The sequence below is a fragment of the Paenibacillus durus genome, assembly GCF_000756615.1.
GTDB classification, from domain to species: domain Bacteria; phylum Bacillota; class Bacilli; order Paenibacillales; family Paenibacillaceae; genus Paenibacillus_AQ; species Paenibacillus_AQ durus.
Window position 1 is genome coordinate 5,524,588 of record NZ_CP009288.1, and the last position, 21,939, is coordinate 5,546,526.

22 protein-coding genes are annotated in these 21,939 nt (G+C 52.4%); all 22 read right to left on the reverse strand.

From position 1 onward, the window contains the following. Positions 1-46: 46 nt before the first annotated feature. The 22 genes from PDUR_RS24360 to atpE all read right to left on the reverse strand — a co-directional run bounded on the left by PDUR_RS24360 (position 47) and on the right by atpE (position 21,857). Positions 47-1,174 (reverse strand): glycosyltransferase family 4 protein, encoded by a 1,128-nt coding sequence (locus PDUR_RS24360; protein ID WP_042208539.1) that lies wholly within the window; start codon positions 1,172-1,174, stop codon positions 47-49. Between the two features lie 113 nt (positions 1,175-1,287). After that, positions 1,288-1,989 (reverse strand): WecB/TagA/CpsF family glycosyltransferase, encoded by a 702-nt coding sequence (locus PDUR_RS24365; RefSeq protein ID WP_081949955.1) that lies wholly within the window; start codon positions 1,987-1,989, stop codon positions 1,288-1,290. A 63-nt stretch (positions 1,990-2,052) separates the two neighbouring features. Next, complete coding sequence (gene csaB / locus PDUR_RS24370; RefSeq protein ID WP_042208541.1) at positions 2,053-3,243, reverse strand: polysaccharide pyruvyl transferase CsaB; 1,191 nt, start codon at positions 3,241-3,243, stop codon at positions 2,053-2,055. Continuing rightward, positions 3,219-5,291 (reverse strand): DUF5693 family protein, encoded by a 2,073-nt coding sequence (locus tag PDUR_RS24375; RefSeq protein WP_156130601.1) that lies wholly within the window; start codon positions 5,289-5,291, stop codon positions 3,219-3,221. Before PDUR_RS24375 ends, csaB begins: the two co-directional genes overlap by 25 nt. Positions 5,292-5,469: 178 nt before the next feature. Beyond that, positions 5,470-7,194 carry a phospho-sugar mutase gene (locus PDUR_RS24380; protein ID WP_042208542.1) on the reverse strand — a complete coding sequence of 575 codons (1,725 nt, stop codon included), beginning with the start codon at positions 7,192-7,194 and terminating at the stop codon, positions 5,470-5,472. 27 nt (positions 7,195-7,221) lie between these two features. Then, positions 7,222-7,644: a 3-hydroxyacyl-ACP dehydratase FabZ gene (gene fabZ / locus PDUR_RS24385; protein WP_042208543.1), complete on the reverse strand. Its 423-nt coding sequence runs from the start codon at positions 7,642-7,644 to the stop codon at positions 7,222-7,224. A 284-nt stretch (positions 7,645-7,928) separates the two neighbouring features. Further along, entirely contained in the window at positions 7,929-8,168 is a 240-nt protein-coding gene (locus PDUR_RS24390; RefSeq protein ID WP_042208544.1) for a DNA-directed RNA polymerase subunit beta, read from the reverse strand. Positions 8,169-8,176: 8 nt separating this feature from the next. Next, positions 8,177-8,998 (reverse strand): flagellar hook-basal body protein, encoded by an 822-nt coding sequence (locus tag PDUR_RS24395; protein WP_042208545.1) that lies wholly within the window; start codon positions 8,996-8,998, stop codon positions 8,177-8,179. 12 nt (positions 8,999-9,010) lie between these two features. Beyond that, entirely contained in the window at positions 9,011-9,883 is an 873-nt protein-coding gene (locus tag PDUR_RS24400) for a flagellar hook-basal body protein (RefSeq protein ID WP_042208546.1), read from the reverse strand. A gap of 72 nt (positions 9,884-9,955) precedes the next feature. Continuing rightward, complete coding sequence (gene mreB / locus PDUR_RS24405) at positions 9,956-10,954, reverse strand: rod shape-determining protein MreB (RefSeq protein ID WP_042208547.1); 999 nt, start codon at positions 10,952-10,954, stop codon at positions 9,956-9,958. Positions 10,955-11,050: 96 nt separating this feature from the next. Further along, complete coding sequence (spoIIID, locus tag PDUR_RS24410) at positions 11,051-11,338, reverse strand: sporulation transcriptional regulator SpoIIID (protein ID WP_042208548.1); 288 nt, start codon at positions 11,336-11,338, stop codon at positions 11,051-11,053. Between the two features lie 205 nt (positions 11,339-11,543). Next, positions 11,544-12,299 carry a M23 family metallopeptidase gene (locus tag PDUR_RS24415; RefSeq protein WP_042208549.1) on the reverse strand — a complete coding sequence of 252 codons (756 nt, stop codon included), beginning with the start codon at positions 12,297-12,299 and terminating at the stop codon, positions 11,544-11,546. Between the two features lie 60 nt (positions 12,300-12,359). After that, complete coding sequence (spoIID, locus tag PDUR_RS24420) at positions 12,360-13,565, reverse strand: stage II sporulation protein D (protein ID WP_042208550.1); 1,206 nt, start codon at positions 13,563-13,565, stop codon at positions 12,360-12,362. Positions 13,566-13,765: 200 nt separating this feature from the next. Further along, on the reverse strand, positions 13,766-15,142 hold the full coding sequence (gene murA / locus PDUR_RS24425; RefSeq protein WP_042208551.1) for a UDP-N-acetylglucosamine 1-carboxyvinyltransferase: 1,377 nt from the start codon (positions 15,140-15,142) through the stop codon (positions 13,766-13,768). 195 nt (positions 15,143-15,337) lie between these two features. Further along, entirely contained in the window at positions 15,338-15,598 is a 261-nt protein-coding gene (locus PDUR_RS24430) for a DUF1146 family protein (RefSeq protein WP_179945171.1), read from the reverse strand. Positions 15,599-15,837: 239 nt separating this feature from the next. Continuing rightward, the gene (locus PDUR_RS24435) at positions 15,838-16,254 is read right to left on the reverse strand and encodes a F0F1 ATP synthase subunit epsilon (RefSeq protein WP_025688599.1); all 417 of its coding nucleotides are present in this window, start codon (positions 16,252-16,254) and stop codon (positions 15,838-15,840) included. A gap of 26 nt (positions 16,255-16,280) precedes the next feature. Further along, positions 16,281-17,681, reverse strand: coding sequence for a F0F1 ATP synthase subunit beta (gene atpD / locus PDUR_RS24440; RefSeq protein ID WP_042208552.1), 1,401 nt, complete (start codon positions 17,679-17,681; stop codon positions 16,281-16,283). A gap of 224 nt (positions 17,682-17,905) precedes the next feature. Beyond that, a complete protein-coding gene (atpG, locus tag PDUR_RS24445) occupies positions 17,906-18,784 on the reverse strand; it encodes an ATP synthase F1 subunit gamma (protein ID WP_042208553.1) in 879 nt (292 codons plus the stop codon). 168 nt (positions 18,785-18,952) lie between these two features. Then, complete coding sequence (gene atpA, locus PDUR_RS24450) at positions 18,953-20,464, reverse strand: F0F1 ATP synthase subunit alpha (protein WP_042208554.1); 1,512 nt, start codon at positions 20,462-20,464, stop codon at positions 18,953-18,955. A 12-nt stretch (positions 20,465-20,476) separates the two neighbouring features. Beyond that, entirely contained in the window at positions 20,477-21,028 is a 552-nt protein-coding gene (locus PDUR_RS24455; protein ID WP_042208555.1) for a F0F1 ATP synthase subunit delta, read from the reverse strand. Beyond that, positions 21,025-21,513 carry a F0F1 ATP synthase subunit B gene (atpF, locus tag PDUR_RS24460; protein ID WP_042208556.1) on the reverse strand — a complete coding sequence of 163 codons (489 nt, stop codon included), beginning with the start codon at positions 21,511-21,513 and terminating at the stop codon, positions 21,025-21,027. Before atpF ends, PDUR_RS24455 begins: the two co-directional genes overlap by 4 nt. Positions 21,514-21,626: 113 nt before the next feature. Then, entirely contained in the window at positions 21,627-21,857 is a 231-nt protein-coding gene (atpE, locus tag PDUR_RS24465) for a F0F1 ATP synthase subunit C (protein WP_042208557.1), read from the reverse strand. Between the last annotated feature and the right edge of the window lie 82 nt (positions 21,858-21,939).

The window sequence follows — 21,939 nt, forward strand, 5'->3', positions numbered from 1 at the left end:
GGTTTATCATTATATTAAGATCAAAAACCATGCTGCACTCCAAAAATCAGGATTTCGACCCCTTTTCCGTGCTCACTTTCATGAACACTCTGGAAAGGAAGCTCAGCAGCGGCTTTTTGGTTTGTCCAACCAAGCCGATAACCTCGGCGCCGATCTGCAGAACGAAGAGCATGACACAAATGACTACGAAAGTAACCCAGTTCGCTTCATATAGAGCGGATGAAGATTGAATGACGGCCAAAATACCGAAAAAGGCGGCAATTCCGTAAATGATAAGCACCGTCTGCCGATGGCTGAATCCAAGCTCGCGGAGACAATGATGGAGATGTCCCTTGTCCGGAGCAAAGATCGGTTTCTTCTGCAGCTTGCGGCGCACGATTGCGAAGAATGTGTCCGAAAGCGGCACACCGATAATAAGCAGCGGAGTAATAAAGGAAACGACCGCAATCTGCTTAAACCCGAGCAGCGCCAGCAGCGCCAGACAGAATCCAAGGAACAGCGAGCCCGCATCACCCATAAAGATTTTAGCCGGATGAAAGTTGAAAAAGAGGAATCCCACAATGCTGCCGAGAAGCAGCAAGCAGAGCATGGCAACCATTACATTCCCCATCAAAAAGGCCATCGTTGCAATCGTAGCTATAGCAATACCCGAGACGCCGGCGGCCAGCCCGTCCAATCCATCGATCAAATTAACAGCATTCGTTACGCCGACAATCCAGAAAATCGTAAGCGGAACGGCGATCCAGCTCTCCAGCGAAGAATAAGTATTGTTAAAAGGAATATTCACAAAGTCCACGGTAATATTAAAGCCAAATACTACGATACAGGCGGCGGCAATTTGACCAAGCAGCTTTATTTTTGCCGATAGCTCAAATTTGTCGTCAAGGCTGCCGAGAAGCACAATAAGTCCGCCTCCGCTAAGCAGCGCCTTAATGAAATTAACATCCCTTGCGGAAAAATCGTAAGGAACAAACGGCGATATGGCAAGCAGTCCTAACACAAACGCCAGAAAGATGCCCAGACCTCCAAGGCGCGGCATAATTCTCGTGTGCACTTTGCGGGCATTCGGCACATCCGTCGCTCCTATGGCAACAGCGAACTTCTTGACAAGAGGCGTCAAGCATAGTGCAAGTCCCATGCAAACGATAAATCCGGCGATGTATATAATTAACATTGGTTCAGTCAACCCCCATTTCTCTACCGCATTGAATTATACTCTGTTCCAAAAACAAATTCCAATTCCGTTTTCAGGCGATTTTTGATATAAATTCGGGGAAAAACCGCGTTTTATCCGTTGTTTGTTACTCTATCTCTTTCCCGCATTACTTTTACTGCGAATTTCGGGAGCGCAAGCATTCTTTTGTACCTCGTCGGTTCTTTGAGAAGACGGTAAAACCACTCCAAACGGAGTTTTTGGAATGCTAGTGGCGCGCGCTTCGTTTTGCCGGAAATGACGTCAAAGCTTCCGCCAACCCCCATCATGACCGGAATTGCCAAACGTGATTTATGCTTCGCAATCCAAGGCTCCTGGGTATCCGCGCCTCGAGCAACAAATAAAAGGTCTGGCTCCGTTTCCAAAATCCCGGTAATGACCTCTTCATCCTCCGCCGGACCGAAAAATCCGTCACGAATTCCGGCGATAATAATTCCCGGATATTGCCCTTGCAGCCGGCTGGCCGTTTCCTGAATCACTTCAGGGGTTGAGCCAAGCAGATACACTCTCCAGTGATAGCTTTCTCCAACTCTCATCAATTCATGTAACAAATCGAACCCGGCTACCCGCTCCTTGACGGGATTTCCGCCGCGCTTGGCCGCCCACACCACTCCTGTCCCGTCAGGAACAACAAGCTCTGCGGAGGTCATAATATCCAAATAGGCCGGATTTTCCAAAGCGGTCATAACCATAATCGGATTCGCTGTTATCACCTGATGCGGCGTCCTGGAACGAATGGCTTCAATTAAATAGGAGACGGTTTCCTTCATATCCATTTTGGACACCGGTATACCGAAAATGGTCACCGTAGGCAAAGCGCCTGCGTCTTTCACTATAGATCACCCTTTATGCCGTAAATATTCAACAATTTGCCGAGCGGGAGCTTCCGCTTCGAAGATTAATGAGTCAATCAGCCTTTCCTTTTCCCGCCGCCAAACCTCCCTACCCTTTAAGAGCCGGATTATTTCCTTTCCAAGTGCTGTACTGTCCAAGGAAGCCGTTGTGCCGACGGGAAGGCAGTTGATACGGCCTAAAAAGTGGTCAATCTTAGGATCATACGATATCCCGATCAGCGGTACGCGGCGTCCTGCAGCGTAAATAAGACTATGCAGCCGCATTCCGAGCAGTACGTCGCATGCTCCAACTTCCCTCAGCATCTTCTGCGGATGGTCGGCGTCTTCGCAAAAGCTAACAACACTCCCGGTAGCAGCGATGTCCCCCCCAAGCTTGTCCATACAATACTGCGACGCTTCCGTGTCGGAGGGAAGATGGAACGGCAGAAACCTTAGATGGACCGGAAGGGTACGACAGACCTGCCGCAAACCTTCCACGATGGCATCCAGCTCTCGGCGGTCCTTCTCCCAATAGCGAACGGAAATTCCGACGACCGGAAGATCCGGGCTTACAGAGCTTGAATTAGTGACAGATACGGGTTCAGCTCCGTGCGTCTCAGCAGGTTGTCCCACTAAATTGCTGCCGGCATCACTTTCCTCAGGCAAGGTCAGGCCCATCACAGGGTCGGGAACGACATGTACTTCAGATTGACGAAGCCCCATAGTCATAAGCAACTGCCTGGATTGTTCGTCACGCACGGATACGTAGGCGCATTTGCGGAATACCGATTTGATCATAGGATGGAACCATTTCCGCTGCACTGGTCCGATTCCTTGCGCATATACGAATGTCGGCTTACCCATCCATTGGGCAAGCTTGATAATGCCGAGATAATAGGGAATGGATTTGCCGCTGGTTACATCCTGCAGCAGGCTCCCTCCGCCGCTGATTAGCCCTGCGCTCTCTCCTATGGCACGTCGGACATCGGCCAGCTTCATACGGTGCACGGATTCGACGCCGTAGGTGGCGGTGGTCCATTCCGGATCGATAGACAACACTACCGGTTCAATGGAAATGCCCAAAAGCTCGGACTGGCGCTTTAGAGCATTAAGAATGGATTGAAGCACCGCTTCATCACCGCTGTTGCGGAAGCCGTAGTAACCGGACAACACTATTTTTTGAGCAGGGGCGACCATCGTTTCCAACATCCTTCCGCAATTTGCCACACAATTACCGCAATGACACCCAGGATGAGCCCAAGCCCAAGTCCCAGTAGACCACGAACAAGCGAAATTAGAACAGGCGAGTGAATATGGGCGAACGTATCCACCATTGATAATTGGCCGATAACGGCGACAATCATGAGATAGGCAGCATTCCGGTACTTAAGAGCCAGGAAGGCACCAAGAATAAACAATGGATGAGCGAGCATAAATTCCTTGCTGCGCGGACGAACGCCGAAGGCACTTTCCATGAAGTTACGGAATGCCAGTTCATAAGAGCTTGCGGTGCCGCTGTTGCCGGTGCGGCTTAGATAGTACAGCCCGACCACGCCAAGCACCGCAGCCGCAATAACCATCGCCAGCGTGACCGGTGTTCTTAGAAGTTTACCCGTTTTATTTAGAGCAAAATCACCACGGTATAGAAGCACATAAATGGCCACCAACCCGATCGGCGCAATATGTAGCAGACTGACGCCCCGGAACTGGTTCAGTACCAGACTGTAAGTAATATTATTCAGCAGCGCGATAACGAATGGCACCGCGCAGAGCGAGATAACAGCCGTCCTTACGTACAGAACAAGACTTTGGAGCAGGCGGCGCTGCGGGTTCATAGGTGCGAAAGCGGACCCTGAAAGGCTTCCCCGAGCGGCAGCTTTGCCTTTACCGGCATTTGTCAGCGGCGGACCCCACTTATTGATTTTACGGACAGCGAGAACCGTCGCAACTGTAGGTGCGCTGATGGCTACCGCTAACGCGAGCGCCTGCTCAAATAGCGTGGGCTTCACCAGCAGCATTCCCGCGCTTCCAACCAGACCAAGCGCCCAGACGAGCAGCGTCAGCCATGGAATGAAGTAGGAAATCATCAGCGCAACCATTGCCACGGCTCCAATAACAGCGACCAGCTTGAAATAACGTTGGAATGGCGAATCAACTACATCAAAAGCGGTAGCCTGACCTAACGTAAAGCCATTGTTCTCGATCTTCTCCACTGCTCCGCCCGGCTGGCTTAAGCTGGTAATCAAATTCTCCAAAGAATCGTCGATCTGCGCCTTGTCCGTATTTCTCGTCGGTGCGGTATTCAGATAGAGCATGCGTATATTGCGGTCCTTGGTGGCAAGTGCGAAGCGGTCGGCAATAACATCGGGCTTCAGCGTTGAGTCGTTCTCGCTCAGCGAATACAGCCGGACCACATTGTAATCAAGCATATAGGCGAGCTTGTTGAACCCTTTTTGCTCCTGTTTGAGATTCTCAATGGTCGCTATGCCGATACCATGCTGTTTCAGCAGCTCGGCGAAGGAATTGAGACTATTTTTATCCTCGTTATCGTTGAATCCTTTAACCGAATCGCCCTCAAACAGGATGCGCTTAACATTAAGACTTTCAAACCGTTCGATCAACTGCTTCATCGCTTCTTCATTATAAGGAAGTGTATCCACAAGACGGGGGACGATTTGAAATCCCTTGTTATGCAAATTGGCAAGCGCAGCCTCGTCCGGGGCCATTGGCTTCAGCAGCGCATCCTCCAGCGGAGTCTTTATGATCAAACCCTGCTGTCCGCGAAAGCTCCAGTCTTCCGTCGCAATTCCAAGACTTCCAAACGTATTCTGGATTGTGGGCTTGAGCTCATCGCTGTTAGCTTTGCTGGTAAAAAGCACATACGTATAATTTTCGTTCTCCGGTATGATGCTGTCCGTTAAGTTGGCGATATCCTGCGCGCCCCAGAACATAACGCGCCGGGCTTTACGGTAATCCCCGAGCGTACTCTCATATACAGCCATGCTCTGTACGCCAGCTTCTTTAAGCCGATCCAATTGCTCGGATAAGTAGTTCTGCGGGTTGGACCGGTAGCTCGCGGCGTCCACGAGATCCCGGTAGTCGAACACGATCTCCACCGTCTTGGATGATTTCTCTGTCTGCAGACGGTCGTAGACGACCGGAAATGCCGCAATCAGGCCAATCACCACGATGATCCATAGCCACTTCCGGGAATTTATGTTCCAATGCTGCCATTTGTGCTGCACCAAAAGCTCCTCCTCTTTCAATAACGAATCTCCATTACAAAAGACAACCCCGCAAAGTGAGGACTTGGCTTCGAAGCCTGCTCAAGTACTTTGCGGGGTCCCCGAAAAAAGAAACGGCTTCACCCTCCATATGGAAGGGCGGCACCCGTTTCCCGTAAAAGAGATTCAAATCATCCTCTTAATTGCTTCCGCCGTCGACTTTGCCCATAACTTCTCTGGTAAGTGCGGCAATCTTGGACTTGGCATCCTCAAGCGACTCGCCGCGTACGGCAAAGTACACCTTGATCTTGGGCTCAGTGCCTGAAGGACGCAGGCAGAACCAGGAACCGTCGGCGAGCAGATATTTCAGCACATTCTCCTTCGGAAGCCCATCCAAACCAAGAGAGTAATCCAGCACCTCGCTTACGGTAATGCTTGCGATTTCTTGCGGCGGATTTTGCCGCCAATCGCTCATGATGCCCTGAATTTGGGCAACCCCGTCCTTGCCTTTGAGTGTACGGGATTCCAGGCTTTCGAGGAAATAGCCGAACTGCGTATAAAGCTCCTGAAGCACCTGGTAGAGCGTTTTTCCTTGAGCTTTGTAATAGGCCCCTGCTTCGGCTATCAGCATGGAAGCAAGAACCGCATCCTTGTCTCGTGCATAGTTGCCGGCAAGATATCCATAGCTTTCCTCGTATCCAAACAGATATGTGTAATCCCCTGAAGCTTCGAACTGGGTCATTTTTTCACCGATATATTTGAAGCCCGTCAGCGTGTTAAACACGGTCGCTCCGTAATGGCTGGCAACTGCAGCGCCCATCTCACTGGTCACGATCGTCTTGACTACCGCGCCATTGCTTGGCAGCTTGCCCAGTTCCTGCAACCGGCTCAGATAGTAGTGAATCATCAATGCGCCAGACTGATTCCCCGATAGCACGACGAATTTGCCCTCATGGTCACGTACGACGGCGCCCATCCGGTCCGCGTCCGGATCTGTACCGATAAGCAGATCGGCACCCAATTCCTCGCCAAGCTTGATCGCCAGCGTAAAGGCGTCCCGCTCTTCCGGATTCGGCGATTTCACCGTGGAGAATTCGGAATCCGGCTGTTCCTGTTCCGGCACGACAAGCACATCGGTGAAACCAATCTTTTTCAATACGCTGCGCACCGGCAGATTGCCTGTTCCATGCAGCGGCGTATAAACAATTTTAAATTTGCTTCCAAGGCCCCCGGCGATTTCCGACCGGCCGACACTGACTGCCGCTACCGTATCGGTGTAGGCCTCGTCTTCTTTCTCGCCAAGCCAATGAAGGAGCCCGGCAGCTTCCGCTTCTTCTTTAACGGCGCGCTTGAAGGCGCTAAAGGAATCCACTTTGAATATGTAGGAGATCACCTTCTCGGCTTCATCCGGCACAAGCTGACCGCCTTGAGCATTGTATACTTTGTACCCGTTATATTCCGGAGGATTATGACTCGCCGTAATGACGACACCGCCTGTTGCTCCCAAATGGCGCACGCTGAAGGACAGCTGCGGCGTAGAGCGAAGGGAAGGATATAAATAAGCTTCAATTCCGTTGCCGGCCAGAACAAGTGCCGTTTCCAGCGCAAACTCAGGGGAGAACCGGCGGGAATCATGAGCAATAACAACAGATGGACGGCCTTCGCCCTTATACTGTTCCAAAATAAAATTGGCAAAACCCTGAGTCGCTCTTGCTATCGTGTATCGGTTCATCCGGTTGCTGCCTGCGCCGATCACGCCGCGCAAACCGCCTGTCCCGAATTCCAAATCCCGGTAGAAGCGTTCTTCAAGTTCCTGCGGATCACTCGTCAGTCCGCGAAGTTCCTGCTTGGTGGTCTCGTCTACGGATGGGTCTTGCAGCCAGCGTTCCAATGTTTCTGCAGCTTTTGGACTCAATTGGGTCATAAAAATCTCTCCTTCTCCAGGTATGATTTAATTCAGCGCAAACATAATTTCGCCTTCGGCCACAACCTTGTCTTCCACTTTGGCAACCGCTTTCCCTTTGCCGATACTTCCTTTAAGACGCGTAATCTCCACTTCGAGCTTTAGGGTATCCCCCGGCACCACCTGTCCACGGAAACGAAAACCGTCCAAGCCCGCCAAAAAGCCGATTTTGCCACGGTTGGCTTCGACGCCCAGAATCGCTACAGCACCAACCTGTGCGAGCGCCTCCGTAATCAGTACGCCGGGCATAACGGGGTATCCTGGAAAGTGCCCTATAAAAAAGGGCTCGTTCACCGTGACATTTTTAATGCCTACCGCCCGTTTCCCCATTTCGATTTCGATAATTTTGTCCACCAGCAGGAAAGGCGGACGATGGGGGATAATTTCCTGAATTTGATTGACATCCAGCATGTAACTTACTCCTTCCAGTTCGAGAGAAAGGCCTCGAAAAAACAGCCCCCCGATATAAAGGCACTTTATTATTGCCGGAGTGCATAAATATAGATGCTTTTGGCAAGAACTATATTTATCCTTCACCGGCTGCAGAAGTGGAGGTTGAGATAAGGGGCTTCTCCCGCTGCAAAAGCGGAGAGGGCCCTTTTTGATCTCGAAAGCTCCCAATCATTATACATTTTCCAGTATAAAAAAGAAAACTCCCTCATACAAGGGAGTTTCGCATAGCGGTTCTTGCGACATTATGGGGCAAAGACCAGATCGTATACATGCTTCCACGTGCTCCAGTGAAACACATCGCTAAGCTCCTTTTTGCCGAGGACAACATAACCGGCTGCCAAGCCGCCGCCAAGGGCAAGCAGCAGCAGCAAAGGAATCAGAAACCACCTAACTACCGTCCATTTCGATCGCTTGCGCTTTATCGGCACGTTATCTTCTGTCTGTTGTTCTTGTTTCAAACGATCTTCTTTGTGACGGCTCATCGCTTCACCTACCCGCGCATGTTATTTGCCAGCCCAAGCATTTGATCGCTGGAGGAAAAAGCCCGGGCGACAAGCTGATACGTCCGCTGAATCTGCATCATATCCGTCATTTCCTTGTTCAGATCGACATTGGACTGCTCAAGCCAGCCGGAGCGCACCGCCACTTCGCGGCTCTCACCAGCCGTCCGCTGCACGAAGGCCTGTTCAGCCGTCACTCCGTCCTTAAGAACAAATCTTCCGCCATCCACTGCCTGAAGCACCTCGCTGTTCTTCGGTTCCACAAGCATCAGCCGGCCTGCTTCGGTTACCGGCCCGTTCTCACTTTCCTTCATCAATACCACGCCTGCCTCGTTAAATGCCACGCTTACACCCGAGCGAACCGTCAGCGGCTTGCCCTGCGCGTTCAGCACCGGATGGTTCTCATTGTCCACCAAAATCATATTACCTTGATTGGCTGCATCAGGCGTAAAATGGAAATCGCCCTGACGCGTATAGGAAGTAACGCCGTTAACCTGTACAGCGAACAACCCGCTGCCCTGCAGTGCCAAATCGCTGGCATTGTCGGTCTCCTTAAGCGCTCCCTGTTCCCAACTGGTGGTAACCTGGGGAATCCGCATGCCGAAGCCGATATCAAAGCCCAAAGGCATGCTGCGCCCCTCAAGCTTATATTCCTGCGATTGCTGCTGTACCCGGGTCAGCACGTCTTCAAAGGCCCCGTCTTTGCTCTTGTAGCCTGCCGTATTGATATTGGCAATATTATCGGCGATAAGATCAAGACGCTGCTGGAGACTGGTCATCGAGACGGCCGCGCCGATTGTCGAATTGTTCATCGGTCACTCCTCCTATACTCTGCCGACATCATTTACAGCCTTTTGCAAGCTGCTGTCGTAGAACTGGATCACTTTCTGGTTCGCTTCATACGCCCGGTAAGCCGCGTTCAAATCAACGGTAACCTGCGTCACATCCACATTGGAGCCTTCGATATATCCCTGGCGGACCTGCATATTATCTCCCGCAGCCGCATACCGGATTCCCGCCGCCTGTGCATCTTCTGCGTGAAATACACCGTTGCCATCGCGCACCAGATTCTCCGGCCTGGTTACAATGCTGATTCCAAGACGAACGCCGGTTGGAGCGCCGGTTGCATCAAGAAGATTGCCTTTCTCGTCAACCTTGAGGTTGTCCACCGTACCGTTTAACACTACCGGTCTGCCATCGGCGCCAAGCACCTTGTACCCTCCGGAACTCAGCAGTTCACCGGCAGGAGTTACAGTAAAGCCGCCGTTGCGTGTATAAAGCGTATTCCCATCATTATCCTGCACCGTGAAAAAAGCCTGCGGCTGGTAAATAATCTCACCTTGATCGCTTATATACTTGCCCGATGCGTCAAAGGGTAGGTTAGCGCCTGTTGTTGGATCAGCCAGACGAAGGTCGGCCGACAGTGCAAAATCGGTTGACTTGCCGCTTTCGACCAGATCGCCTTGCAGAAATTTGGACATGGACTGCTCGGCGAATACCCCCGTGTTCATTCTGCCAATCGGCTTCACAATCCCGCCCTGCATGGCGGAGATCAGCACATTCGGAAATGAATGGCTGATGCTTTCGACCTGCTTGTACCCCGTCGTATTCAGATTGGCGATATTTTGCGTTGCCGTATCATGTCTGCGCTGCTCCGTGACCATGCCGGCAGCGGCCGTATATAAACCTCTTATCATAAAGGCGTTTCCCCTTCCTAAACCGCAGAAGTCTGAGCTCAACTTACAAACCTTTATTTATATATCGGCTGCTCAGAACTTTTTCTTAACCACTTTGTCCAAATGATCCAGCAAAATACCCGTTCCTTTCACGACGCAGTGCATCGGATCCTCCGCCACCCATACGGGCACATGCAGTTCTTCGGAGAGCAACTCGCTAAGTCCGCTCAGCAGCGCTCCTCCTCCGGTCAGCACGACGCCACGGTCAATGATATCGGCGGACAGCTCCGGAGGCGTCCGTTCCAACACCGTCTTCGCCGCAGCCACAATGGACGACACCGGGTCCCAAAGCGCCTCCTGCGCTTCGACCGAGGTGATCGTCAGAGTCTGCGGAAGCCCGCTTACCATATCACGGCCGCGAATATCCATCTCAGCCTGTATACCGCCAGGACGCACATTCCCGATGGCCAGCTTGATATCTTCAGCCGTCCGTTCACCGATGAGCAGTTTATATTTCTGCTTAATATATTTTAAAATGGATTCGTCGAACTTGTCCCCTGCTACTTTGATGGAGGAGGCGGTAACGACGTCGCCCATGGACAATACGGCTACATCCGTCGTTCCGCCGCCGATGTCGACGACCATATTTCCGCTAGGTTGATAAATATCCATGCCCGCTCCGATTGCCGCGGCCTTCGGCTCCTCTTCCATAAAGACTTCCTTCGCCCCGCTGCGCTCCGCCGCTTCACGGATCGATTTCTGTTCAACCGAGGTAATATTCGTGGGGGCACAGATCAAAATGCGCGGACGCGCATACCAGGTGCGGCCTCCGACGCGGTCGATGAAATATTTCAGCATCGTCTCCGTGATTTCAAAATCGGCAATAACGCCGTCTCGGAGCGGACGAATCGTTGAGATGTTTCCCGGGGTACGGCCGACCATACGGCGCGCCTGTTCTCCCACCGCAAGGACCTTCTTCGTGTCGCTTTCAAGCGTGACCACGGAAGGTTCATCCAGAACGACTCCTTTTCCTTTAACATGAATAAGCACATTGGCTGTGCCGAGATCGATTCCGATGTCCTTGCTAAGCATAATGAAAGAGCCCCCAAAGTATTATTTTAGATGAGAGAGATAAGTTAGTACCAAATTTAAAATTACCATACTTTAGGGGAAGAGTTCAATGAAATTTTATTGTTTTATCGCTACGGCCACCTCCCGCTTCTTCCCCGTGTTTTTCTTATATTTGATTTTTGTGGCCTCGCCCCCCCGGAGATGACGGATCGATTTGTGGTATTCAAGAATGTGCTTCACCTGATCGGCTAGATCAGGATTGATTTCCGGCAACCGCTCGGTTAGATCTTTATGCACCGTGCTTTTGGAAACGCCGAATTCTTTGGCTATAGTCCGGACCGTATGCCTGGTTTCCACGATGCAGCGTCCGATTTTAATCGTACGTTCCTTGATATAATCGTGCACGCTCCCGCCTCCCAACTGTGGATAGTTTGGTACATTATATGAGTGGCGGGCCTATATATTCGCGCTTTAACGGGATGACAAGCCGGGGCAGGCTCATTTTATTTGCGGGACAACCGTAAAATAGCCCTAGAAAGCGGGGACTATGCTCCTATACCGGAAACGAAAAAACAGGAGGACGAGCGTCCCCCTGCCTTACGTTCAAATATTATTTTTGCGCTTTTTGCGGAAGCTGTTCCGAAGGGTTGACTGGCTTGCCGTCCTGGTACACCTCAAAATGCAGGTGGTTGCCCAGATCCTTCTCGATTTCATTGCGTCCAGCGCTTGCTAGCGTATCACCCTGCTTCACCTGATCGCCCTGCTTCACTTTGGCTTCGCCGAGACTTTGGTAGACGGTCTTCAGGTTGCCTTGGGTCACTTCAACCACTGTGCCGAGCGTAGCCACGTCTTCGACCCGGGTCACTTCGCCGCTGATGGCGGACTTAACGTCAAAAGTCTTGTTGTCTTCACGGGCAAGATCGATGCCGGTATTGGGCGTAAAGGTATCGCCGTTCTGCACCATAGCCTCGATGTGGTTCTCCTGGGTCCCATTCTCGTCATAGTACGGCTTAACGACTTGCACATCGCTTGGGTTGGCCACCGGCCAAGCCAGGCTCTCCGCCGAAGCGGCGACCTCCAGCGCATTCGGTTCTTTTCCTGCATCCGCAGCCCCGGCCGTATCGCCGGAACCTCCGACATCCTCAGAGACAACGGCGGCGGTGTCTGTCGAAAGCGGCTTTTGGCCGGCATCCTGATAGACCCATACCAAGGTTAGTATAATTGCCGCTGCCGCTGTGTAGACTGCCGGAAATACCCAACGTTTAGAGAACAGTTTGTTCAATGAAGAAGGCTGGCTGCCGGTTTCTCCCGGTTTGGTTTTGAGAGATTCTTCATTGGACAGTTTGTTTTTGTCTTGTTCATTCATTTGCTATCACCTCAGTAATCAGTGTTACCGAGCGATTCGCTTTTATACGTTTCTTTCACTTTATTTTTTCAAAAGAGTTGAGACTTGCGTAAACGATATTCCGCTGTAATAGTGTTTGAGAATCTGCGTTGCCGAGCTGCCCTGCTTCGCCATTCCATTCGCTCCCCATTGGCTCATGCCGACGCCATGACCGCTGCCGTAGGTTGTAATGGCGATCTGGCCGTTACCCATCTTCCAGGTGAACTGGCTGGAGCGCAGCCCGAGCTTCTCTCGCACTTCACGTCCCGTAAACACCTGGCCGTCAATCGAAATTTCCTTTACCCGGTGGCCTGCGGTAACCGACAGTACCTCTATTCGCGGCACGCCTATGGAAGTATGCTCCGCTGAGAGCGGCATGACCTTCCCCGCCGTAACGCCCGAGGGGGCGAATACTTTCTGCGCACCCGATCTGGAATCACCCTCGATTCCAAGCTTCTCTCTCAATTCGGATACGCTGAAGGTAGCGGTAACCTTAAGACCCGGCGTTACTTCCCGGTCCCAGGGACTCGCCACGCTGCGTAAGTAAGGCACGGCCGCCTTCCAATAATCCTCCGAGTTCTCCGTATACCCTCCGCTCGAGGCGAAAAAAGAGGCCGTAATCGGCTCTCCCTTGTACGTCATCACGATGCCGCGCGTCTCCTGTACCGCGCGGCGGAGCTTGGCCAGGTCGGCGCTGCGGCCGGCCTTCGCCCAGTCCCGCTGCAGCACGGCGGACGAGACGTAAGCCTGATGGCTTACGGTGTCGGTCACATCCGCAGATGCAGCGGGAACCCCGCTTCTGTCGCCGGCCCGCAGGCGGCGTACGATAAAGGTGCGGGCCGCGACCGCCTGTGCTTTGAGCGCTTCGAGCTCAAAATCAGCCGGCATTTCGGCCGCGATCACGCCGGTGACGTAGTCCTCCAGCGGCAGGGTCTCGATTTGTCCAGTATGCGACAAATACACGGACACCTTCGGCTGCGGGGCTTCCGCCGCAGCCGGTTCCCGCGCCGCTGGTGCGGCAGTGCGCCGCGGCGCGTCCGGCGCGGTCGGCGCGGCCGGCGGCGGCGACGGGTCGTGCTGCCGCTGCTGCACGACCGCCAGCGGCAGCAGCAGCGCCGCCAGCAGCGGCGCGGCCAGCCAGGCGGCGGGCACAAGCCGCCCGGTCCACACGCGGGCCGAAAGCTGGCGTCTCCGGCGCCCGGGTCTCCACCGCGCCGCTTTACGGCGCCAAAGGCGGAAATCTTTCATCTCTTCCGTCTCCCTTCTCCTTTGTCCTCATACTTAATATTATGAGTCTCGGACAATTGCTAGAACGAAGTATTCGAGAGAAGGAAGAGTTGTACTCCATATCAGAGACTTAAAAGGGGGCTACTCAAATAAAAAGACCCGGCCGCACCGCACGGACAGGTCTTTTCCCATTGCAATCTTCAATTTATTGTGTCAGCGAGTTATACCCAAGTCGGTTGAATCTGAAACCGGGGCTTCGTCTCCTCGTTCTTAACAGCGGCGTTCTTGGCTGCTTCCGGCTTGAGCGTTTCTTCTTTGGCTGCTTCCACTGAACTTTCATCCAGCGTGACGCGCCAAATGTCCGCACCCAGGCCAGACAGTTTCTCTGCCAAATGCACATAGCCGCGGTCGATATGATGCGTGCCGCCCACTTCCGTCGTTCCCTCCGCGACCAGACCGGCCAGAATTAGCGCCGCTCCCGCGCGCAGATCCGTTGCGCAGACCTTCGCTCCCATCAAACGTCCATTACCGGTAACGATGGCGGAACGCCCTTCGATCTTGATTTCCGCGTTCATAAGCTGGAATTCATCCACATGCATAAAGCGATTCTCAAAAACCGTCTCTGTAATTACGCTCGTTCCTTCCGAACGAAGCAGCAGCGCCATCATCTGGGACTGCATGTCGGTAGGAAAGCCCGGATAAGGCAAAGTCTTCACATCCACAGCCTTCAGCGGCTTGTCACCGATGACACGGACGCCGTTCTCATCCGGAATAATCGTTACGCCCATCTCTTCCATCTTGGCAATAACCGGTCCGAGATGATCGGCAATGGCGCCTTCCACATATACGTCTCCGCCGGTAATCGCCGCAGCCACCATATATGTGCCCGCTTCGATCCGGTCAGGGATCACATGATGTCTTACACCGTGCAGACGCTCTACCCCTTCAATACGGATGACGCCAGTGCCCGCACCGCGAACGACGGCTCCCATACTGTTCAGGTAATTGGCCAAATCAACAATCTCCGGTTCCTTAGCGGCATTCTCGATCATCGTCACGCCTTCGGCCAAAGCCGCAGCCATCATGATATTCTCGGTTGCTCCTACGCTGGCAACGTCCAGATAGATCTTGGCCCCGCGCAGCCGGCCATTGCTCTTTGCTTCGATATAGCCCTGCCCCAAGCTGATTTCGGCGCCAAGCGCTTCAAAGCCTTTAAGATGCTGATCGATGGGGCGCGTTCCGATTGCGCAGCCGCCTGGCAGAGAAATTCGCGTATGGCCCAGCCGGGATAAAAGAGGTCCCATCACCAAAAAAGAAGCCCGCATTTTGCGCACCCACTCGTAGGGCGCTTCACAAGTCGTTAGCTTTCGGGCATCGACCTGAATAATATCATCCTGATATGTAACTCCCGCCCCCAGAGATTCCAATACTTTACTGATCGTTAATACATCATCTAGCGGAGGAGCGTCAACAATAACGCTGTCTCCTTCTTCAGCCAATAGAGAGGCGGCTATGATCGGTAGTACGGAATTTTTCGCGCCGCTTACTTTTACGCTCCCGGTCAATCTTTTGCCACCGCGGACGATAAATTTACTCATTTTCATTTCCCTCCGCGTCCATTATTTTCTCTGACATTAATATCATTCTCCATATCCTTGCTTGTTTGAGTACAATTACATGTAATAGTCAATTTTTAAAATACTTCGATTCCGCTGCTTGGCCCCGGATTAGCGCGGGACGCTTCTTTAGATTAAGTTTTAACATAAAAAAATGTTATTATGCGGACCGCCTGTTCAATATAGCATATGGCGGATTTGAGTGCTGTATCCCAAATAATCCAGCAGAAAACCTGCTACAAAATGTCCCAGTACGATAGCCAGAAGCAAATGAAGCAGCCGCCCTTGCGGGCTCTTGGGATATCTTATGATCAAATCCAGCTTAAGGTTCTGCAAGGCCCACCAGGATATTGCAACACACAATAGCGACACAACCATCGACATCAAACCGCTAATCCCTATAGAACCGGTAAGTTCGGCTGTCATGATTTCATCCATCCTAAACCCCCAACCTATTCTTGCCCTTGGAAATCGACTCTTACATCATACTTGCGTAATGAAAAAGAATCCAGTACTTTTACAACTTTTTTGGCTAAAAGTCTTTAAGAAAACGCTCTTATTTTCAATGTCCACTCATATATTACAAAATGACATCGTTTGTTAAATTATTGTCATCTATATTCACTTTGGATTCAAGCAAAAAAGCAGTCCGGCTCAAGGCCAGACTGCTTCTCATGTTATTGTTGTCCTTTTTTGGTGGACACTTTAATCCGTGTAACCGCACGCTGCAGCGCAAGCTCAGCGCGGCGATGATCAATCTCGTCCTGCTTGCCCTTGGACTGCAAACGGCGCTGTGCGCGTTCTTTGGCCGCCTCGGCGCGTTCAAGATCGATATCGCTGGGCAGCTCGGCGCTCTCAGCCAGCACGGTCACTTTATCCTTATGCACTTCGATAAAACCGCCATGCACGGCAACTGTCGTCGTACCGTCGTCCGATTTGATGATCATCGGCGCAACCTGAAGCGGAGTTACAAGCGGAATATGTCCCGGCAAAATGCCCAGATCGCCTTCTGCCCCCCGTACGGTCAAGCTGTGAACCTGCTTGGCATATACGAGGTGATCCGGCGTGACAATCTCCAACAAAAAGGTGTTCACTGCGAATTCCTCCTTAAAGCATCAGGTTACAACGTTTTCGCCTTTTCTACAGCTTCCTCGATCGTACCTACGAACAGGAATGCCGCTTCCGGAAGATCATCATGCTTGCCTTCCAGGATCTCCTTGAAGCTGCGGACCGTTTCTTTGACTGGTACATATGCGCCTTTGAAGCCGGTAAACTGCTCCGCCACGTGGAAAGGCTGCGACAGGAAGCGTTCCACCTTACGGGCGCGGGCCACGATCAGCTTATCTTCCTCGCTCAGCTCATCCATACCAAGGATGGCGATAATATCCTGAAGCTCGGTATAGCGCTGCAGCAATTGCTTAACGCCCTGAGCCACATTATAATGCTCTTCGCCAACGATTTCCGGATTCAGCATCCGCGAGCTGGATGCCAGCGGGTCCACCGCCGGGAAAATGCCTTTCTCGGAGATTTTACGCTCCAGGTTCGTCGTTGCGTCCAAGTGGGCAAACGCCGTTGCCGGAGCGGGGTCAGTGTAGTCATCCGCCGGCACGTAGATCGCTTGAATGGAAGTAACGGAGCCTTTTTTGGTGGAAGTAATCCGTTCCTGCAATTGGCCCATTTCCGTTGCCAGCGTAGGCTGGTAACCTACCGCGGACGGCATGCGGCCCAGCAGGGCGGATACTTCGGAGCCCGCTTGCGTGAAGCGGAAGATGTTATCGATAAAGAGCAGCGTGTCGCGGCCTTCCACATCGCGGAAATATTCCGCCATCGTCAGACCCGTCAGCGCAACGCGCAGACGCGCGCCCGGCGGTTCGTTCATCTGTCCGAACACCATCGCCGTCTTCTTGATAACGCCGGAATCTGTCATTTCATGGTACAGGTCATTACCTTCGCGTGTACGCTCTCCGACGCCCGCAAATACGGAAATACCGCCATGCTCCTGAGCGATGTTGTTGATCAGTTCTTGAATCGTTACCGTCTTACCAACACCCGCGCCGCCAAACAGGCCGATTTTACCGCCCTTGGCATAAGGGGCGAGCAGGTCGATAACCTTGATCCCGGTTTCCAGAATTTCCGCTTGCGTTGACAGCTCGTCGAACGTTGGCGCGATCCGGTGGATCGGGTTCTTTTGCGAATCGCCAATTTCCGCTCCGTTGTCAATCGTATTGCCGAGCACGTTGAACACCCGGCCAAGCGTTACATCTCCGACAGGAACCGAAATTGGGGCTCCTTGGTCTACTGCATCCAATCCGCGAACAAGTCCGTCCGTGGAGGACATGGCAATACAGCGAACCAGATTGTCGCCGAGATGATTGGATACTTCAAGTGTCAGCTCTTTCTGGCGTCCTTGAGCTGCGTCGGCGCCGATCTTGATCGCATTGAAGATTTCGGGCAGTTGGCCGCGTTCAAACTCAATATCGACAACCGGACCCATAATGCTTACTACGCGTCCTACGTTCATCTATGTTTCCCTCCTTGAAAACTGTTACCTAAGAAGAAACAGCTTGCCGTCCTGGTTAAGGGACGGAACCGTTTCTCGTAAAACATAAGGGCAGAAGTTAAGTGCGCAGCTTATACTTGCTTATATTTCAAGAAGATACGGCTGCGCCGTCCTTTTAGAGGGCGGTATCGCTGTCTCATAAAAAGGCAAGGATAAGCGGTCAGCTTATGTTCCTCCCTTATATTTTAAGACTGCGCGTTCGCACCCGCTACGATCTCGGTAATTTCCTGCGTAATTGCCGCCTGACGGGCACGGTTGTACGTAAGCGTCAGATTTCCGATCATTTTCGAGGCGTTCTTGGTCGCACTGCCCATTGCCGTCATCTTGGCGCCCAGTTCGCTGGCTTTACCGTCAAGAATAGCGCTGTAAATCAAAGTCTCCGCATACTTCGGCAGCAGAACCTCCAATACGCCTTCCGGCGACGGTTCATATTCGTAGCCCGCTTTAAGCTCATGACTTTGAGATTCTTCCGCCTGTCCTACTCCGTCCATCGGCAGCAGCCGTACTACAGTCGGAACCTGGCTGATCGGATTCACAAACACGTTATAGCAGATATAGATCTCGTCGAACACGCCTTCCTCGAATTGTCCCACCGCCGCATAAGCGATCTCCTTGATGTCGGCAAAAGACGGGGTATCGGACAGCTCGGTGACTTCCTCGACAATCGGATAATCGCGCCGGCGCAGGAAATCCCGCCCTTTGCGGCCGATAACAAACAGGCCGTATTCGTCCTTGGAGTTGTGGCGTTCCTGAATTAGCGTCGTCACCTTTCGCAAGATGTTGGCATTGGAACCCCCGGTAAGACCGCGGTCTGAAGTAACGACAATATAGCCGGTCTTCTTGACGGGGCGGCTCACCAGCATGGGATGCTTGATTCCTTTCGTACCGGAAGCTATATTCGACACGACTTCTTTCAGCTTCTGCGAATAGGGGCGGGCCGCTTCCGCTTTCTCCTGCGCCTTTCTCAGCTTGGAGGCGGCGACCATTTCCATCGCTTTGGTGATTTGTCTGGTGTTCTGAACGCTCTTGATTTGACGTTTAATATCACGCATGCTTCTTGCCATGATTTCACCACCTATAAGCTTTGGCGAAGCCAAAGCTGACTTCGTAAGCATAATCTTGTGCTTTGGCAAAGCCAAAGCCGGCTTCATGAGCATATGCCAAGCTTGGGAGAATCCGCAAGCCCGGCATATTACTAGTCTTTGTTAATGGTTTGCGTCCAAGGTTAATCCTTAGCTGGCCGCAAAGCCTTTTTTGAATTTCTCGATAGCAGCCTTCAGGGCCTCTTCGTTATCAGCCGTCAGGTCCTTCGTTTCCGTGATGGATGCAGCCACTTCCGGCGCATTGCTGTCCATATAGGAAAGGAATTCTTTTTCAAACCGTCTTACATCCTTAACCGGAATCTCATCCAGATATCCTTTGACCGCCGTATACAAGCTGATGACCTGATGTTCAACGGAAAGAGGCTGGTTGACACCCTGCTTCAGAATTTCCATCATCCGCGCGCCGCGGTTCAGACGGGCTTGGGTCGATTTGTCCAGATCGGAGCCGAATTGGGCAAAAGCCTGCAGCTCGCGGTACTGTGCAAGGTCCAGACGGAGCGAGCCCGCAACCTTCTTCATCGCTTTGATCTGCGCCGATCCGCCTACGCGGGATACGGAGATACCGACGTTAATCGCTGGACGCTGGCCGGAGTAGAACAAGTCCGATTCCAGGAAGATCTGGCCGTCAGTAATAGAAATAACGTTCGTCGGGATGTATGCCGATACGTCGGAAGCCTGCGTCTCGATGAACGGCAGAGCGGTCAGCGAACCGCCGCCGAGCTCGTCGCTCAGCTTCGCTGCGCGTTCCAGCAGACGGGAATGGAGATAGAATACGTCGCCAGGGAATGCCTCGCGGCCCGGAGGGCGGCGGAGCAGCAGGGACAATTCACGGTAAGCAGCAGCCTGTTTCGACAGGTCGTCATAGATAACCAGAACGTGTTCGCCCTTGTACATGAAGTATTCGCCCATCGCGCAGCCCGCATATGGAGCAATATACAGCAGCGGCGACGGTTCGGAAGCCGATGCGGTAACGACGATCGTATAGTCCAGCGCGCCGTGGCGGCGCAGTGTTTCCACGACCTGTGCTACTGTGGATTGCTTTTGTCCGATGGCAACGTAAATACATTTCATGCCGTTGCCCTTCTGGTTGATAATGGCGTCGATGGCGATTGCCGTCTTACCGGTCTGACGGTCGCCGATGATCAGTTCGCGCTGACCGCGGCCGATCGGCACCATGGAGTCAATCGCCTTAAGGCCGGTTTGCATAGGCTCATGCACTGATTTACGCTCGATAACGCCCGGCGCGTTGTTCTCGACAGGACGGAATTCCGTCGTCTCGATCGGTCCCTTGCCGTCCAGCGGCTGGCCGAGCGGGTTAACGACACGGCCGAGCAGAGCTTCGCCAACGGGAACCTGCATAATGCGGCCCGTACGTTTAACTTGGTCGCCCTCACGGATTTCCGTATACTCACCAAGGATAACGACACCGACGTTGCTTTCCTCCAGATTGAGCGCCATGCCTACTACGCCGTTGGAGAACTCAAGCAGTTCGCCCGCCATCGCATTTTCCAGACCGTATACGCGGGCGATCCCGTCGCCGACTTGAATAACGGTTCCGATTTCGGTTACTTCAATATCGGATTTATATTGTTCGATTTGACTTTTAATCAAAGTGCTGATTTCTTCAGGTCTGATGCTCAAGTACGCTCACCCCTATCTTCTGTGCTTATCGTTAAAGGATTTTTCCAGACGTTCCAGCTTGCCGGCAAGGCTGCCGTCGTACAGCGTATCGCCGATGATAACTTTCAGTCCGCCCAGCAAGCTTTTATCCACTACATTGGCAACGCGAATCTTACGGCCGGTCAAGGTGCCGAATTCTTCGGCGACAGCTTTCTTTTCCTGCTCGTTCAGCTCATACATGGAATAAACGGTAGCGTCGGCAAGACCCAGGCTCTCGCCCTCAATCTTGACATAGCTGTCTAGCAGTTCGGAAAGGATGCTCATTCTGCCGCGCTCTACGAGAAGTTCAAGCGTGTTAATTACGACATTCGACAGCTTGCCTTCAAGCGTTTGTTTGAGCACCGCCAGCTTGTCCTCCCCCGAAATTTTCGGAGTGCTGATGAACCTTTGAAGATCGGTGTTCGAATCCAGAGCGGAAACCAGGGCTTTTAGCTCTTGCTCCACTTCCAGCGTCTTCTTCTCTTCAACAGCCACCTCAAACAATGCCTTCGCGTATCTTTTGGCAACTACCGTATCCTGACTCATGATCTGCCCCCAACCTCTTTGAGGTATTGATCAACGAGTTCCTCCTGCGCGGCGTCCGAGCTGACTTCCTTCTCAAGCAGCTTGGATGCGATTTTTACGGAAGCCGAACCGAGCTCGCTGCGCAGCGCCTCGACGGCCTTGTTCTTTTCGTTCTGAATGTCGCGGACAGCCTCATCCTTGATTCGAGCCGCTTCCGCTTTGGCTTGTTCAAGCAGTTGTTCGGTTTGCTTGTTGCTAGTCTGTCTGGACTGCTCGATAATGTCATAAGCTTCTTTGCGGGCATCCTGGAGAGCCTGCTTCTGTTCCTCTACGTAAGCGACCGCCTGCTCCCGCGTCTGCGAAGCTTCATTAATTTGCTGCAATACCAGCTCCCGCCGTTTCTCCATAACGGAGAACAAGGGGCCGAACGCGTATTTGTTAAGCAGGAAATACAAGATAAGAAAAGCGATCAGCGCCAGGACGAGCGATGTGTATGAAAAATTCACTTAGGGTCACTCCTTTCCGGTAACTTCGATAACCAACCAAAGACATACTATTTAAGCCAAAAAGAAAGCGCGGAGGGCCATGGCCTTCCCCGCCAAACTTTTTGTAAAATTTATTAGGAGCCTGCTCCTGCATAGAAAATGAAGGCAAGTACGACACCGATAATCGGCAGGGCTTCTACCAGAGCCACACCAATGTACATTGTCGTTTGAAGCGTCCCTCTAGCCTCAGGCTGACGGGCGATGCCTTCAACCGTCTTGCTGACAATCAGACCGTTACCAATACCTGCGCCAAGTGCGCCCAAACCTATCGCGATTGCTGCCGCGATATATGCCATAACTCCCATTTGATGAATCCTCCTTAAATTGTGTGTGATTTGTACTTTAATATATTTAAAGATCAGACGTACTTGCGTGCGCCTTGATTGA